The 13,923-nt window shown below is 41.9% G+C and carries 14 protein-coding genes and 6 tRNA genes; 11 read left to right on the plus strand and 9 right to left on the minus strand.

From position 1 onward, the window contains the following. The first annotated feature begins 21 nt into the window (after window positions 1-21). The 5 genes from OFO00_RS01880 to OFO00_RS01900 all read left to right on the plus strand — a co-directional run bounded on the left by OFO00_RS01880 (window position 22) and on the right by OFO00_RS01900 (window position 3,064). Window positions 22-109, plus strand: a tRNA-Ser gene (locus tag OFO00_RS01880). An 81-nt stretch (window positions 110-190) separates the two neighbouring features. Further along, on the plus strand, window positions 191-1,612 hold the full coding sequence (locus tag OFO00_RS01885) for an SPFH domain-containing protein (RefSeq protein WP_270864665.1): 1,422 nt from the start codon (window positions 191-193) through the stop codon (window positions 1,610-1,612). Between the two features lie 59 nt (window positions 1,613-1,671). Beyond that, a complete protein-coding gene (locus OFO00_RS01890) occupies window positions 1,672-2,202 on the plus strand; it encodes an ester cyclase (RefSeq protein ID WP_270864666.1) in 531 nt (176 codons plus the stop codon). 19 nt (window positions 2,203-2,221) lie between these two features. After that, window positions 2,222-2,608 (plus strand): cupin domain-containing protein, encoded by a 387-nt coding sequence (locus OFO00_RS01895; protein ID WP_270864667.1) that lies wholly within the window; start codon window positions 2,222-2,224, stop codon window positions 2,606-2,608. Between the two features lie 111 nt (window positions 2,609-2,719). Next, window positions 2,720-3,064, plus strand: a complete 345-nt coding sequence (locus tag OFO00_RS01900) for a phenylpyruvate tautomerase MIF-related protein (protein ID WP_270864668.1) — start codon at window positions 2,720-2,722, stop codon at window positions 3,062-3,064. A gap of 332 nt (window positions 3,065-3,396) precedes the next feature. Here OFO00_RS01900 and OFO00_RS01905 read toward each other — a convergent pair. The 5 genes from OFO00_RS01905 to OFO00_RS01925 all read right to left on the minus strand — a co-directional run bounded on the left by OFO00_RS01905 (window position 3,397) and on the right by OFO00_RS01925 (window position 3,942). Continuing rightward, window positions 3,397-3,484, minus strand: a tRNA-Ser gene (locus OFO00_RS01905). A 6-nt stretch (window positions 3,485-3,490) separates the two neighbouring features. Next, on the minus strand, window positions 3,491-3,643 hold the full coding sequence (locus OFO00_RS01910; protein WP_270858610.1) for a hypothetical protein: 153 nt from the start codon (window positions 3,641-3,643) through the stop codon (window positions 3,491-3,493). 18 nt (window positions 3,644-3,661) lie between these two features. Beyond that, window positions 3,662-3,735: transfer RNA gene (locus OFO00_RS01915), tRNA-Cys, on the minus strand. A gap of 18 nt (window positions 3,736-3,753) precedes the next feature. After that, a tRNA-Leu gene (locus OFO00_RS01920) sits at window positions 3,754-3,843 on the minus strand. Window positions 3,844-3,867: 24 nt separating this feature from the next. Then, window positions 3,868-3,942 (minus strand) — tRNA-Gly (locus OFO00_RS01925). A gap of 115 nt (window positions 3,943-4,057) precedes the next feature. Here OFO00_RS01925 and OFO00_RS01930 point away from each other — a divergent pair. Then, window positions 4,058-4,133: transfer RNA gene (locus OFO00_RS01930), tRNA-Ala, on the plus strand. A gap of 380 nt (window positions 4,134-4,513) precedes the next feature. Further along, window positions 4,514-4,966 (plus strand): type II secretion system protein, encoded by a 453-nt coding sequence (locus tag OFO00_RS01935; RefSeq protein WP_270864669.1) that lies wholly within the window; start codon window positions 4,514-4,516, stop codon window positions 4,964-4,966. Between the two features lie 58 nt (window positions 4,967-5,024). Here OFO00_RS01935 and OFO00_RS01940 read toward each other — a convergent pair whose 3' ends face one another. Continuing rightward, complete coding sequence (locus tag OFO00_RS01940) at window positions 5,025-5,831, minus strand: transporter substrate-binding domain-containing protein (RefSeq protein WP_270864670.1); 807 nt, start codon at window positions 5,829-5,831, stop codon at window positions 5,025-5,027. 226 nt (window positions 5,832-6,057) lie between these two features. On the opposite strand from OFO00_RS01940, the gene OFO00_RS01945 reads away from it, so the two are divergent. Together OFO00_RS01945 and OFO00_RS01950 are read left to right on the plus strand one after the other, a co-directional pair. Further along, window positions 6,058-7,056, plus strand: a complete 999-nt coding sequence (locus OFO00_RS01945) for a putative transporter (RefSeq protein ID WP_270864671.1) — start codon at window positions 6,058-6,060, stop codon at window positions 7,054-7,056. 1 nt (window position 7,057) lies between these two features. Then, window positions 7,058-8,194, plus strand: coding sequence for an Mbeg1-like protein (locus OFO00_RS01950; RefSeq protein ID WP_270864672.1), 1,137 nt, complete (start codon window positions 7,058-7,060; stop codon window positions 8,192-8,194). Between the two features lie 53 nt (window positions 8,195-8,247). Here the strand turns inward: OFO00_RS01950 and OFO00_RS01955 are convergent, their stop codons facing one another. The 3 genes from OFO00_RS01955 to purB all read right to left on the minus strand — a co-directional run bounded on the left by OFO00_RS01955 (window position 8,248) and on the right by purB (window position 12,369). After that, window positions 8,248-10,623 (minus strand): ribonucleoside-diphosphate reductase subunit alpha, encoded by a 2,376-nt coding sequence (locus OFO00_RS01955; RefSeq protein WP_270864673.1) that lies wholly within the window; start codon window positions 10,621-10,623, stop codon window positions 8,248-8,250. 183 nt (window positions 10,624-10,806) lie between these two features. Further along, window positions 10,807-11,010, minus strand: a complete 204-nt coding sequence (locus OFO00_RS01960; RefSeq protein ID WP_270864674.1) for a hypothetical protein — start codon at window positions 11,008-11,010, stop codon at window positions 10,807-10,809. Between the two features lie 30 nt (window positions 11,011-11,040). Beyond that, the gene (gene purB, locus OFO00_RS01965; protein ID WP_270864675.1) at window positions 11,041-12,369 is read right to left on the minus strand and encodes an adenylosuccinate lyase; all 1,329 of its coding nucleotides are present in this window, start codon (window positions 12,367-12,369) and stop codon (window positions 11,041-11,043) included. A gap of 70 nt (window positions 12,370-12,439) precedes the next feature. On the opposite strand from purB, the gene OFO00_RS01970 reads away from it, so the two are divergent. Both OFO00_RS01970 and OFO00_RS01975 read left to right on the plus strand, forming a co-directional pair. Then, window positions 12,440-13,345, plus strand: a complete 906-nt coding sequence (locus OFO00_RS01970) for an RluA family pseudouridine synthase (RefSeq protein ID WP_270864676.1) — start codon at window positions 12,440-12,442, stop codon at window positions 13,343-13,345. Between the two features lie 183 nt (window positions 13,346-13,528). After that, window positions 13,529-13,834: a hypothetical protein gene (locus OFO00_RS01975; protein ID WP_270864677.1), complete on the plus strand. Its 306-nt coding sequence runs from the start codon at window positions 13,529-13,531 to the stop codon at window positions 13,832-13,834. Window positions 13,835-13,923: the final 89 nt, after the last annotated feature.

The following is a 13,923-nucleotide window of genomic DNA, read 5'->3' on the forward strand; positions in this document are numbered from 1 at the left end:
AGTTATAATCCAAACCTTTTTAGACAGGTGTCCGAGTGGTCGAAGGAGCACGCCTGGAACGCGTGTGAGGTGCAAGCCTCCGAGGGTTCGAATCCCTTCCTGTCTGCCAGAATGCAAATTACAGAATAAATTTTATTTAAATCAAATTTTGCTTATAATTGCGCCTTAAATTTTATTATAAGGAGGGGTGATGTTTTCGCCTGTTTTGATTGGATTTGGTGGCGGTTTGGTCGCTATCGTGGTTATCTGCGTGCTTGCGGCGATGTATTTTAGGACGGTGGTTGAGACCAACGAGGTTCATATTGTCCAAAGTGCGCGCAAAACGCAAAGTTTTGGCAAAGACACTGGAAATGGAAATGTGTATTATAATTTCCCAGGCTGGGTGCCGATTTTAGGCGTTAGCAAGATAATTTTGCCAGTTTCAGTATTTAGTATCAAAATCGAGGCTTACGAGGCTTACGATGTGGGTAGGCTACCATTTGTCGTGGATATCACGGCGTTTTTCCGCATTGCTGATTCGAATTTAGCCGCCCAAAGGGTCAAAGACTTCGACGATCTCAAAAAGCAACTCACAGATATTATCCAAGGCTCAATCCGCTCGATTTTAGCCAAACGAGAGCTCGAAGAAATTCTCACAATCCGCTCAGCCCTAGGCGAGGATTTCACCGTTTCGGTTCAATCTCAGCTCGAAAACTGGGGCATTGCGCCTGTGAAAAATATCGAATTAATGGATATTAAAGACAAAGATGGCGAAAAGGTCATTTTCAACATAATGGAAAAGAAAAAATCTGCTATCGAAAAAGACAGCCGTGTCGAGGTCGCCGAAAACCGCAAACGCGCCCAAATCGCTGAAATCGAAGCCAAAAGAGAAACCGAGATCAAAGAGCAAGAAGCTCTAAAACTCGTAGGCCTTAAAACCGTCGAGCAAGAGCGCGAGGTCGCAATCAGCAAAGAACAAGCCAAACAAGTGGTAAAAGAGCAGGAAAAAATCACCCAAGAAAAGGCAATGGAGGTCGTGCGCGTCCAAGATGTCAAAAAAGCAGAGATTAAAAAGCAAGTAGAAATCGTCCAAGCTGAGCAAGAACAGCGCAAAATCGAAATCGACGCAGAGGCTAAGAAAACAGCCAAAATCAAGGAAGCCGAAGCCCAAAAAGAAAACCAAATCCTAATCGCGCAAGGCGATAAAGAAAAGCAGTTTTTGGAGGCGGCTGCGCTTTTGGAAATCAAAGACAAAGAGAGCCAAGGTATCGCAAAAATCGGTTCTGCTGAGGCTGAGGCTTTGAGATTGAAAGAGCTAGCCCCTGTCAATGCGCAAATCGAGCTAGCGCGCGAAATCGGCGAAAACGAGGGCTATCAAACATATCTAATCTCAATCGAGCAAATCAAGGCTAACCGCGACATCGGCTTAGAGCAGGCCAAAGCCCTAACTAGCGCTGATCTAAAAATCATCGCAAACAACGGCAATGTAAGCGAGGGGCTAAATTCGCTTGGTAGCGTGCTAAGCACGAGTGGTGGCACAAAAATCGCCTCCATGCTAGAAGGACTAGCCCAAAGCGAGCTAGGAAAACAGCTTGTCGATAAAATCACCAAGCCAAAAGAGGGCGAGAAATAAAATTTAACCCCAAATTTGGGGTTAAATTTGATATTAGAATTTAGAAATAAGGAAAATTTATGAAAAAATTTGCGATTTTTGCTGTTTTGGTGGGTCAAATTTTATGCGCTAATTCAAATTTGAGCCAAAATTTAGAGCCAAATTTTAACCAAATTTGCTACCAAAGCAGGGCCAAATCCGAGTGTAACAAAGAGGCTATGGCGCACTTCCAAACCGCCATAAATACCGCTGATATCGCCTTGGCAGAGAAGCTAATAAACCAAAACGCTACATTTTTCACCCCAGTTTCCAAAGACCCGCTTTATGGCGGCGCAGGGTATATTTCTGTGGTAAATTTCATGAGGCAAAGCTTCCCTGATATCAAATGGCAAATCAAAGATATCGTCGCAAACGACGCTGTGGTGGCTGTTTTGTGGGAGTGTAGCGGCACACACGAGAGGGGCGAATTTTATGGCAAAAAGGCGGACGGAGCGAAATTTTCGTTTAGCACGATGAATTTTTACTATTTTGACGAAAATGGCAAAATCACAAACGATGTCGCAGGAGAGGGGCTTGCGGGGCTTTTAATCGATCTTGAAATTTTAAAATAATCTTATTTAAGGAGAAAAAATGAAAAACTACACTTTTGCAAGACTCGATAGCAACGAGCGCGTCGAGTTTAAAGAGCTTTTGGGTCTAAGCGGTTGCGAGATTAGCTTAAACACCCTGCCGGCGGGCATTAGCGTGCCTTTCGTGCATGCGCATGTCCAAAACGAAGAGGTTTATATCGTGCTGGAAGGCAGTGGCAAGCTTTTCATCGACGGCGAAGAAATCGCAATCAAAAAGGGCGATATTTTCAAAATCGACCCAAGCGGCGAACGCTGTATCAGCGCTGGCGATGAGGCGATCAGATTCCTTTGTATCCAGGTCAAAGCAGGCTCTTTGGAGCAATACACCGACACTGACGGCGTTTTGCGCGAGGGGATTAAGCCAAGCTGGCTATTTAATGTAAAATAGTGGAATTTAAAATTCCGCTTCGTGGGCTTGTAATACTGCGCCCGAATTTTAAAATTCGGCGCAAAATTTGAAATTTACGAAGCGGGAAAATTTAAAATTTAAGGGGTTTTTATGCCGTATATCGATGCGAAATTTAGTGCGAAATTTGACGAAAAAACACGCGCAAATCTGGCGGGTTCGCTTTGCAAGGCTGTAAGCGAGGCGTTTGGTAAAAAAAGTGAGAGCATAATGAGCGCGATAGAGTGCGACAAGGCGCTTTTTATCGCACAAAATACGGTTGCAAACGGCGCGTATATCGCAATCTCGCTGCTAGGAACTAGCGTAGAGAAGTCAAAATGCGAGGTTTGCGTTAGGCTTGTGAGCGAGGCGTTGCGTGGCTTTGGCATAAACCCTGATGAGGTGTATGTGACATTTCACCCAATCCCGCTGTGGGGCAGAGGCGAGAAGATGTTTTAGGGCGAAATTCGCTGGGTCTGTCATTGCGAGCTTTCGTAGAAAGCGAAGCAATCTACGAGTTTAAAATTCCTTGCGCTAAATTTGCTGTCATAGCGAGGCGTGATAGCGCCGAAGCAATCCAGAGAAATTCAGATAAATTTCAGTTCTTAAAATTTTAAATTCGCTATAAATTTTACTGGATTGCCACGCTCGTTACACTCGCTCGCAATGACAAATTAAATAAAATTTTGCTCGTAATGGCGCGAAATACAAATAAAATTCCATGCTAAATTTGCAAAATTTTATAATTTCTCCAAAATTCACAACAAAAATTTAAAAGGATTTAAAAAAAGTGGCCGGGAGATAGGGATTCGAACCCCAGGAGGTGTTACCCTCAACGGTTTTCAAGACCGCCGCTTTCGACCGCTCAGCCATCTCCCGATAGAATTATTCTGTTTTTTCGCTGACCCACTCTGCGCCGTTATGAACTTTTTCCTTCGTCCATTGACCAGCGTTTTTTGAGTCTTGTTTCACGCCTTGCCATGTGTTTGAACACCCGCTAAACGCCAAAACTAAAAGTATCGTAACTATATATTTCATAGACTCTCCTTGTTGTTTTGGAAGCGACACCCGGATTCGAACCGGGGATCAAGGCTTTGCAGGCCCATGCCTTACCGCTTGGCTATGTCGCCACACTAAGCCGTTTTTGGTGGTGCCCGGAGCCGGACTTGAACCGGCACGGAAGAAAAAATTCCGAGGGATTTTAAGTCCCTTGCGTCTACCAATTCCGCCATCCGGGCACATTTTCAACACATACAAAATCATGGAGCGGGAAACGAGAGTCGAACTCGCGACATCAACCATGGCAAGGTTGCGCTCTACCACTGAGCTATTCCCGCGTCAAAAACGAAAGCTGATTTTAGCAAATTAAAACTTAAAATTTTATTTTATTTGCAAAATTTCTCTTTTTTAAATTCATTATAAGCTAAAAAGTGTAAAATTACAGAGCTTTTTGGGGTTATAGCTCAGCTGGGAGAGCGCTTGAATGGCATTCAAGAGGTCGGCGGTTCGATCCCGCTTAACTCCACCATTTTATTTTTAATTTCACACTCGTTTAATACTGCGCCGAATTTCAAATTTCGTAAATTTTATCATTGTTGGTGAAATTTGCCCTATTTGTCATTGCGAGCGAAGCGAAGCAATCCAGTAAAATTTAGAGAGATTTCGAAATTTTCAAAATTTATATGGATTTCCCTGGATTGTTTCGTTTTCTACGAAAGCTAGCAATGACAGCGAATTTAGCGTAAGGAATTTTGAACTCGTAGATTGCTTCGTCGCTTTGCTCCTTGCAATGACAAATTAAGGGTTAAAAAATTTTCTGGATTGACTTCGCCTACGGCTCGCAATGACAGCTAAATTTACAAAATTTCATCATTAAATGCTATACTCGAAAAAACAAAAGGAAATTCTATGAAAAAAGCATTTAGTATGGTTGAGCTTGTTTTTGTGATTGTGATTGTTGGGATTTTGGTTGGCGTTGCGCTTCCACGCTTACAAGCTTCGAGAGATGATGCCTTGGTCGTGGCTGCCAAAAACGACCTAAAAACCGCACTTAGCGATGTTATCGCCTATAATCTCACGCAGGGGCGGTATTCGACCAATATCAAGGACATGACGAGCGTGGATTTTAAAAACAGCGTTTTTCGCGTGAAAAAACGGGATTGTTTGAAGTTTATCTTCCATGGCATGAGCGTTATGGAGGTGCGGATTGACCGCGCTGGGCTGTGCGGGCGAGTGCTAGAAGGCTCTGCGGTCGAACCATACCTCAAAATGGACGCAGGCGAGCTCAAACACAGCGAAAATGTATCGTATATCCCGCTGGATAGTTCGACGATTTCGGCGATAAATGGAGCGAAATTTTAGAGGGGTTTGCAAATTTTAAAATTTAATGTAGAATTTTGGGCAAATTTTGCCCAAAATTTTAGAAAAACGATTTATAAACATTGTCGAGTAGGAAGTATTTTTTATCAATCGTGCCCTTGTAAAACGGCTCGAAAGTCTCGTTATAGGCTTTTGTGAAAAATCCCTCTTTGCTTAGAGCAATGATTTGTTCGTTTAAAAATTCAAGCAAACTTGTGTTTCCTTTTTGGATTGCGATTGATAGAAAAACGGTGTTGCCAAGGTTTGAGAGTTTGACCTCCATTGTGGGGTCAAAAATCGGATAAGCATAGACAAAAAGGTTGTTATTGACATAGCCGTCAAGTTCGCCATTTTTGACTTTTTTATAGCAATCGACGCTGTCGTTGCAGTGAGTGATAGGAATCCCCTCTTTATTCAAAAATGCTTCGCCTGTGGTTTTAAGCAATGCGCCGATTTTTTTGCCTTTTAAATCCAAGACGGATTTGATGTCGCTACCTTTTCTGGTGAGAAGACCCAAATTTACAGTAAAATACGGAGCCGTGAAGTCAGCTAAATGGGCGCGCTCTGGTGTTACAGACACAGCAGCAACTATCATATCGGCTTTATTTTCTTGCAAAAGCGGAAAACGCACATCGTTGGTAACGCCCATGAGGCTTATGTGACCTTGTTTCTCGCCAAAAATCCTTTTTGCCAAAATTTCGGCAAGCTCGACCTCGAACCCCTCGAATTTACCATTGACAAGCTCGCCAAATGGCGGTTCAGCGTCATACACGCCGATACGGATTTCACCTCGCGCTCTAATCTCATCGAGCGAATACGAAAATGCGCTTGTCGCAAGGACAGCCAAAGCCAAAAGAAACTTTTTCATGGTATTTCCTTTTTGTAGTTTTGCGCAAATCTGCGCCTGGCAAATTGAAATTTGCAACTTTTGCGGGGAGGGGATTTACTCCTTTTTGATATTTTATCGCAAAGAGTAGCGAAAATTTAATTAAAATTTAATAATGTAGATTACAAATTTAATTTAAATTTTACAAAAATTCCAAAATTTAATAAATTTCAGTAAAATCACGGATTAAATTTCACAAAGGCAGGTAATGTTTTCATCGTTTTTTAAAAGCAAAAAATGGCGAATTTTGGCTTGGGGCGGACTAATTTTTATACTCGGCATTAATCTTTTTCAAACCATTTTAAATGTCAAATTTAACGAGTGGTATAGGGCGTTTTACGATATGGGTGGCGAGATCGACAAGCACACGATTGACGAGTTTTATGAGGCTATGCTTTTGTTTTTGTGGCTTGCGATGTGGTTTATAGCAGCGGCAGTTTCTGAGCGCTATATCACGCGCGTATGGGTGCTAAAATGGCGCGAGGCGATGACATTTTCATACATTGGCTTTTGGCGTAGGGTAGAGCGCGATATCGAGGGTAGCTCGCAGCGTATCCAAGAGGATATTTATCGTTTCACCAAAACGCTCGAAGATGTCGGCATGCGAATTGTCTATGCCTTTATGACGCTATTTGCGTTTATTCCGATTTTATGGGGGCTAAGTAGCGGGATAAATTTGCCCTTTATCAAGGATATTCCGGGCTCTCTTGTTTGGATTGCGCTAGCTGTGAGCGTGGGCGGGCTTGGCGTGTCGTGGTTCGTGGGACGCTACCTGCCACGCCTAGAATACAACAACCAAAAAGTCGAAGCAGCCTTCCGAAAAGAGCTAGTTTTTGCCGAGGAGGACAAGGCGAATTACGGAAGCGAGGAGAAGCTCATTTTGCTTTTTGACAAGCTTAAATTTAACTACCATAAGCTCTTTTTGCACTATTTGTATTTTGATACTTGGCTTCACACTTACTCGCAAATCCTTGTCATCGTGCCATATCTCATCATGGGACCAGGGCTTTTTACCAAGGTAATCACGCTTGGCGTGCTAATCCAAACGGCAAATGCCTTTAACAAAGTGCGCCAAAGTTTTAGCGTATTTACGGAGAACTGGACGACGATAACCGAACTTCGCTCGATCCATATGAGGCTTAGCGAGTTTGAGAAAAACATAGGCTATGACCCAAAACTAGCCTTGCAAGCTGAATTTAGGGCGTAAAATGGCAAATATCAACGACTATCTTTTTTGGCGCGGGGATTTGAAATTTAGCGAGCATAAATTTAACGAGCTAGACGCGCTTGTTTTGGCGCGATTTTCGTATTTGCCATTTCATAAAATTTCGCTTTTTAATGGCGGAAATTTGGGTGAAATTTGCGAAAATTTGGCGAATTTAAGCGATGATGAGTTTTTGTGGGAGGGTGATAAAACACTCGCGCTAAATTTAGCCCAAAGCGCGCGTTTTGGGGATTTGCGCGTAAGCGATATAGAGCGAGATAACGACAAAGAGGCAATCAGGCAGTTTGGCGCGCTGTGTATTCATTTGGGCGAGGAAGAAATTTTCGTATCGTTTATCGGCACGGATAATTCGATTTTGGGCTGGCAAGAGGACTTTAACATGGCGTTTTTAAAAGAGCTTCCTTGCCAAATCTCAGGGCTTAAATATCTAGAAAAAATCGCGCAAAAATATCCGCATGCGCGCCTTAAAATCGGTGGACACTCAAAGGGCGGAAATGTGGCGATTTACTCGGCGCTTAGGGCAAATCCCGGCGTGCATGGTCGCATAATAAAGGTCTATAACTACGACGGACCGGGGTTTTTGCCGGAATTTTACGAGCAAAATTTGAGTGGCGAAATTTTATCAAAAATCCAAACATATATCCCAAATGAGAGCATTATCGGAAATCTGCTAAGCCACAAAGAGAGCATAAAAATCGTGCAATCTAACGCCAAGCTTGTCTTTGCGCACGATATTTTTAGCTGGGAGGTGGGCAGGGAGGATTTTATTTACGCTGAGAGGCTTAGCAATTCGAGCAAGATTATTGATAAGACTTTGAGTGATTTTATGCAAAATACTACCGCCACTCAGCGCAAAATCGCAATCGAGGCGGTTTTTGAACTATTTAATGCCACCAGCCTCGATACCTTCGCGCAAATCCCGCATAACCTGCCACTCGCGGTGCCTCAAATTTTGCAAAAATACAAAACGGTTGCAAAAGATGACAAAAAAATGATAGCAAATATGCTTTTGCAAATCGTCTCTGCTTACCTTGAAAATCTCGCCAAGCACACGAACGATAAAATCAAGGATAAAAGACAGTCTTACAAAGATAAATTCAAGGAAAAATGGCAAATTTAGGCTAAATTTGGCGAAATTTTAAAATTTCGCCAAAAGATAAATTTAATTGTGCGTTATTGGCAACCTTCGCACTCGATACTTCTGTCTGCGACATCGGAGTTGAAATCATCAGTCGATGGGCTTTCGCTTCTTAGATAATATGTCGATTTAATGCCAAGCTCCCACGCAAGGGTGTAAATGTCATTTAGCACCTTACCGCTAGCCTTATCAAGCGTGATAAAAATATTTAGGCTCTGCCCTTGATCTATCCATTTTTGGCGGATTGCACCTGCTTTTATAAGTAGTCTTTGATCTAGCTCATAAGCCGGAACATAGGCTTGCCAAGTATCTGGGCTTAGATTTGGCACGACCACAGGAATCATACCGCTTAGGTTGTGTTCAAACCATTTTCGCTTATACACAGGCTCGATAGTCTGCGTTGTGCCTACTAAAATCGAAATCGATGAAGTCGGCGCAATCGCCATTAAATAGCCGTTTCTCATGCCGTCTTTTTTGACTTTTGCTCTAAGTGCGTCCCAGTCGCAAGAATTATCTTCAAAAAGTCCCCCGCGACCGACTAATTTTTTAGCATTTTCGTTTGCTAAATCGATTGGGAAAATTCCTTGCGACCATTTTGAGCCCTCAAATTCAGGGTATTTGCCCTTTTCAAGGGCTAAATTTGATGAAGCGTAAATGGCGTTGTAGCTTATGTTTTCCATGATTTTATCGATTGTCTCAAAATGCTCGTAACTTCCCCAAATAATGCCTTTTTCGGCAAGCATTTGTGCTTCGCCCATTACGCCTAAGCCTATGGCGCGAGAGCGTAAATTCGTGCGTTTTACCTTTGCGTGTGGGTAAAAATTTAGCTCGATTACATTATCTAGCATTCGCACGGCGATTGGCACGACGCGTTTTATGTCTTCTTGGGTGTGAATTTTGCTTAAATTTACGCTTGCGAGATTGCAAACTGCCGTTGCACCCTCATCTACGCCCTTTTCGACGATGAAAATGTCTTTGCCGTTTATCGTATCAAGTGCCGTGATCTTTTTGGCTTTTTTGGTGATTTTGCCATTTACGACCACTTCTTCATTTTCATCATATAGCTCTTCCGTGCCGTCAGCGTAAATCACTTTTGTTTTGTAGTGATTTGGCTGTGTATTTTGGAAAATTTCGGTGCATAAATTTGAGCTTCTAATAATGCCTTTGTGCGAATTTGGATTAACCCTGTTTGCGTTATCTTTGAAGCACAAAAACGGCATTCCTGTCTCAAAATAGCTAGTTAGGATTTTTTTCCAAAGCTCTTTTGCTAGAACGGTTGATTTGCTGATATTTGGGTCGTTTTCGTAAGCGATATATTTTTGCTCAAATTCTTCGCCCCACACATCGCACAAATCAGCCACATCGACAGGGTCGAAAAGCGTCCATTTTTCGTTGTTTGCTAGGCGTTTCATAAACAAATCGTTTATCCACAAAGCAGGGAAAATTTCATGCGCTCTGCGGCGTTCTTCGCCTGAGTTTTTACGCAAATCCAAAAAGTCGTTTATATCCATGTGCCACGGCTCGATATACACGGCGATTGCGCCTTTTCTAGTGCCTAGTTGATCCACAGCCACGGCTATGTCGTTTGTGATTTTTAGGAAAGGTATTATGCCACCTGCGGCGTTTTTGTGTCCGTCGATACTGCCGCCCATTGCGCGGACTTTGCACCAGTCCCAGCCGATACCGCCACCAAATTTTGATAAAAGCGCCATTTCTTTGTAGCTATCAAAAATTCCTTCGATATTATCAGGCGTGCTTCCTACATAACAGCTTGAAAGCTGGTGGCGAGTAGTGCGTGCGTTTGAGAGTGTCGGAGTGGCAAGCATGACTTCAAATTTGCTTATTAAATCGTAGAATTTTTTCGCCCAGCCTTGGCTGTCTAGCTCATTTTGCGCCAAAAACATAGCAATCGCCATAAACATGTGCTGTGGAAGCTCAATCGGCTTTGCTTGTCTGTCTTTTATAAGATAGCGATCATAAAGCGTTTTAATGCCAAGATAGGTAAATTGCAAATCGCGCTCTGGCTTAATGTAGGCGTCTAAGTCGTCTAGGTCGTATTTTTCTTTTAGCCCTAGCATGATGCGCCCCTCGCTTTCACCGCGCTCAAAGTAGGTTTGAAGCGATTGATAGCCGGTGAAGCCCGATACTTTGTGATACAAATCATAAAGGAAAAGTCGCGCTGCCACAAATGTCCAGTTTGGGCGGTCTATGTCGATTTTATCGACGGCGGTTTTGATAAGGGTTTGCTGGATTTCCTCCGTGGTAATCATATCGCGAAACTGAATTTTTGCATCGACTTCTAGCTCGCTAAGGCTGACATTTTCAAGCCCCGCTACCGCGTCCCCAGTGAATTTTTTGATTTTTGAAATATCGAGTTCTTCGGTTCTACCGTTGCGTTTAATTACTTTCATTTTTGCGTCCGTTTCTAAGAAAAAATAATTGTGCGATTGTATCTTTTTAAAGCTTATGATTTAAGAAAATTTATCCAAATTTTGCTTTGGAGTTTTGCTAAATTTTAAGTTAAATTATTATGGGAAAATTTGGGTATTTTTTGATTTTATGACAGAAAATTTAGCCCAAAATGGGCTAAATTTTTAAAATTTTAATCCAAAAATACAACGAGCTAAAATGCAGAGCCCAAAAAACTCCAAAAGAGTGAGTTTTGGGGCGTGAAAATGCTTCATAGCAATCGCCTCCCACAACGGAAAGCAGATAGCAGCAATGATAAACAAATAAATCAAAGAAAAAACATCTTCTATAAGTGCGCTAAAAAAACCCCTTTGTTTGCTCTCGTTCATACTGGCTCCTTTAAATTTTACTCTTGTAGCTTACCCAAACACCCTAGCGAAAATTTTATCCACATTTTTTGTGTAATAGCTGTAATCAAAACACGCTTTTATTTCGTCTTCGCTCAAAGCTTTTCTTAGGTCGTCGTCGGCTAGTAAATTTTGCAGATACAGGCTTTGCCCATTTTCATCGATAGCTTTTTTGCCTTCTTGCAGATCCGCCCAAACTTTCATCGCATTTCTTTGCACGATTTTGTAGGCTTCTTCGCGTGATAGCCCCTTTTTAGGAAGTTCTAGCAAAACTCTTTGTGAAAATACTAGTCCGCCTGTTAAATTTAGATTTTTCATCATATTTTCAGGATAAACGACTAGGTTTTCGATCAAATTTGCAAGGCGATTTAGCATAAAATCAGCCGTTACAAAGCCATCTGGCAGTATAAATCTCTCAACAGAGCTGTGGCTAATGTCTCTTTCGTGCCAGAGTGCCACATTTTCCATTGCTGGGATCGCATAGCTTCGCAAAACTCTGCAAAGCCCGGTTACATTTTCGCTAAGCACCGGATTTCGTTTGTGTGGCATTGCCGAGCTTCCTTTTTGTCCGGGAGCGAAATACTCTTCACACTCATAAACTTCGGTTCTTTGGTAGTGGCGGATCGCAACGGCGATTTTCTCGCAGCTTGAAGCTAAAATCGCTAGTGCGTTCATCACTTGTGCGTAGCGATCTCTTTGTATGACTTGGTTTGATGCCGGGGCTGGTTTTAAGCCCAAATTTTCGCAAACTAGCTCTTCAAGCTCTAATGGAGCGTGAGCGAAATTTCCCATTGCACCGCTGATTTGACCGACACTTATGACGCCATAAGCGTGTTTTATCAGCTCCAATGCGCGATTTATCTCATCGTGCCAAATCGCCAAAACTAAGCCAAAAGTTATCGGTTCGCCGTGAATTCCGTGGCTTCTGCCTACCATAAGCGTATTTTTGTGCTTCATCGCTTGATTTTTGATTGCTGTTTTTAGGGCTTCGATGTCAGCGATAATCAAATCCAAGCTATCTTTTATCTGCAACGCCACAGCCGTATCGATACAATCGCTACTTGTCATACCATAATGCACAAATCTGCTCTCTTCGCCCAAGCTCTCGCTCACGCTGGTTAAAAACGCAATCACATCGTGCTTTGTCGTTTTTTCGATTTCATCTATGCGTTCGACGCTAAATTTAGCGTTTTTGCAGATTTTTTCGCAGTCGCTATCTGGGATAAAGCTAAGCTTGTTCCACGCCTTAACTGCTGCTAATTCCACTTTTAGCCAAGCGTCGTATTTGGCAAACTGCGTCCATTTGTCTTTCATAATTTTTCGTGCGTATCGCTCTACCATTTTTGTGCCTTTATTTGAAATTTGATATAATCCGAAATTATATTAAAAAAGGGCTGAAAAGTTAGTTAATATGGCGTATGAGAAATTTAGTTTAGGCAAATTTGCAGGTCGGCGGATTTTTGAGATTTTGCTGGGTTTGGGTTATGATATGAAAGGCGCTCAAAGGCTGTGTGATAAGGGCAGGGTGCTAGATAGCTCTGGTGCGGTAATGGCAAAAAACAGCGTGGCAAATGGGGAGATTTTTTTGATAGATTATAAATGTGAGCCGAAGGGAGCGCGCGCGATTTTTGAATGCGAAGAATTCGCTGTTTTTGACAAACCTAGCGGAGTGCTTTCTCACCCAAACGGCAGGCATTGCAAATACTCGCTTTATGATGAAATTTGGTCGCTTTATGGTCGCTCTGCGGCGGTCGTGCATAGGCTAGATAAAGAGACAAGCGGCGTGATACTGGTCGCAAAAAATTTGGCTAGTTTAAATGCGCTAAAAACGCTTTTTGAAAATAGGGCGGTGAAAAAATCATATTTTGCTTTGGTGAGCGGGAGAGTGGAGCGAGAATTTGTAATCGATGAGCCAATAGGCGAGAGTTTAGAAACTGACGAAGTGGCTATAAAAATGCGAATTTGCGAAAACGGCAAAAAGGCGATAACCAAAATTTATCCTGTGGAAATTTTTGAAAATTTAAATGCCACTTTGGTTAGGGCTGTGCCACTGACCGGTAGGCAACATCAAATTCGGTTGCATTTGTTTCATGTGAAACACAAAATTTTAGGCGACCCGCTTTACGGGACTGACACGGCGACTTTCGAAGCGATTTTGGACGAGAAATTAAGCGTGTGTGAGCGGATAAATTTAACAGGAGCTTCTAGGCTTTGCCTACATGCAGCGAATTTGCACTTCGAATTTAACGGGAAAATTTATGATATTCAAACAAAGGCTGATTTTAAAAGCGAGTTTTTGAAAGCGTTAAAATTTTGAAACAAAAGAGATATAAAAATATTGCTTCAATAAATTCTGTATTTATTACAAATTCCTAAATTTGATAAACTGATTGGTATTATGAAAAAACGGTAGCCAAACCAGCTAAAATTTGCAAATTTAAGCAATTTTTAAGGGGGGGGGGTGGGTATGATATTGCAAATTTTAATCTGAAAGGATAACATGGAAGAACAAGAATTTTTAACATGTCCATTTTGTGGCAAAGATGACATAAAATTTGGTGCGATTGTTTGTGGTGATTGCAAGGCAGAGATTGCTTATGGTTGTTCGTGGATTTCGTGGTTTGTGGCTGCGATAGTTTTATTGTTTATTGGTCTTGCCTTTGTCGCTTATGAAGGAAAACTCTCATATAGTGTATATATTATTGCTGGCATATTTACTTTGCTTGTGGGAATATCTAAATTCAAAAGGAATCGTAAGTTAAAAGATAATCCGGAATTTATACGAGCTCAAAAGCATGTAAAATAAATCGATTTAAATTATAAATAATGGGCTAGATTGTTTTAAGAATTTTTTCTAGCAATTTAGCCCATTATTTTTTCTCGTTCAAAACTACG

It is taken from the genome of Campylobacter sp. VBCF_04 NA7 (assembly GCF_027737405.1).
Taxonomy (GTDB): domain Bacteria; phylum Campylobacterota; class Campylobacteria; order Campylobacterales; family Campylobacteraceae; genus Campylobacter_B.

What these genes read in the sequence shown, in the direction of transcription:
- OFO00_RS01885 (WP_270864665.1), top strand. Translation starts at nt 191, where the DNA reads ATGTTTTCGCCTGTTTTGATTGGATTTGGTGGCGGTTTGGTCGCTATC.
- OFO00_RS01890 (WP_270864666.1), top strand. Translation starts at nt 1,672, where the DNA reads ATGAAAAAATTTGCGATTTTTGCTGTTTTGGTGGGTCAAATTTTATGC.
- OFO00_RS01895 (WP_270864667.1), top strand. Translation starts at nt 2,222, where the DNA reads ATGAAAAACTACACTTTTGCAAGACTCGATAGCAACGAGCGCGTCGAG.
- OFO00_RS01900 (WP_270864668.1), top strand. Translation starts at nt 2,720, where the DNA reads ATGCCGTATATCGATGCGAAATTTAGTGCGAAATTTGACGAAAAAACA.
- OFO00_RS01910 (WP_270858610.1), bottom strand. Translation starts at nt 3,643, where the DNA reads ATGAAATATATAGTTACGATACTTTTAGTTTTGGCGTTTAGCGGGTGT.
- OFO00_RS01935 (WP_270864669.1), top strand. Translation starts at nt 4,514, where the DNA reads ATGAAAAAAGCATTTAGTATGGTTGAGCTTGTTTTTGTGATTGTGATT.
- OFO00_RS01940 (WP_270864670.1), bottom strand. Translation starts at nt 5,831, where the DNA reads ATGAAAAAGTTTCTTTTGGCTTTGGCTGTCCTTGCGACAAGCGCATTT.
- OFO00_RS01945 (WP_270864671.1), top strand. Translation starts at nt 6,058, where the DNA reads ATGTTTTCATCGTTTTTTAAAAGCAAAAAATGGCGAATTTTGGCTTGG.
- OFO00_RS01950 (WP_270864672.1), top strand. Translation starts at nt 7,058, where the DNA reads ATGGCAAATATCAACGACTATCTTTTTTGGCGCGGGGATTTGAAATTT.
- OFO00_RS01955 (WP_270864673.1), bottom strand. Translation starts at nt 10,623, where the DNA reads ATGAAAGTAATTAAACGCAACGGTAGAACCGAAGAACTCGATATTTCA.
- OFO00_RS01960 (WP_270864674.1), bottom strand. Translation starts at nt 11,010, where the DNA reads ATGAACGAGAGCAAACAAAGGGGTTTTTTTAGCGCACTTATAGAAGAT.
- purB (WP_270864675.1), bottom strand. Translation starts at nt 12,369, where the DNA reads ATGGTAGAGCGATACGCACGAAAAATTATGAAAGACAAATGGACGCAG.
- OFO00_RS01970 (WP_270864676.1), top strand. Translation starts at nt 12,440, where the DNA reads ATGGCGTATGAGAAATTTAGTTTAGGCAAATTTGCAGGTCGGCGGATT.
- OFO00_RS01975 (WP_270864677.1), top strand. Translation starts at nt 13,529, where the DNA reads ATGGAAGAACAAGAATTTTTAACATGTCCATTTTGTGGCAAAGATGAC.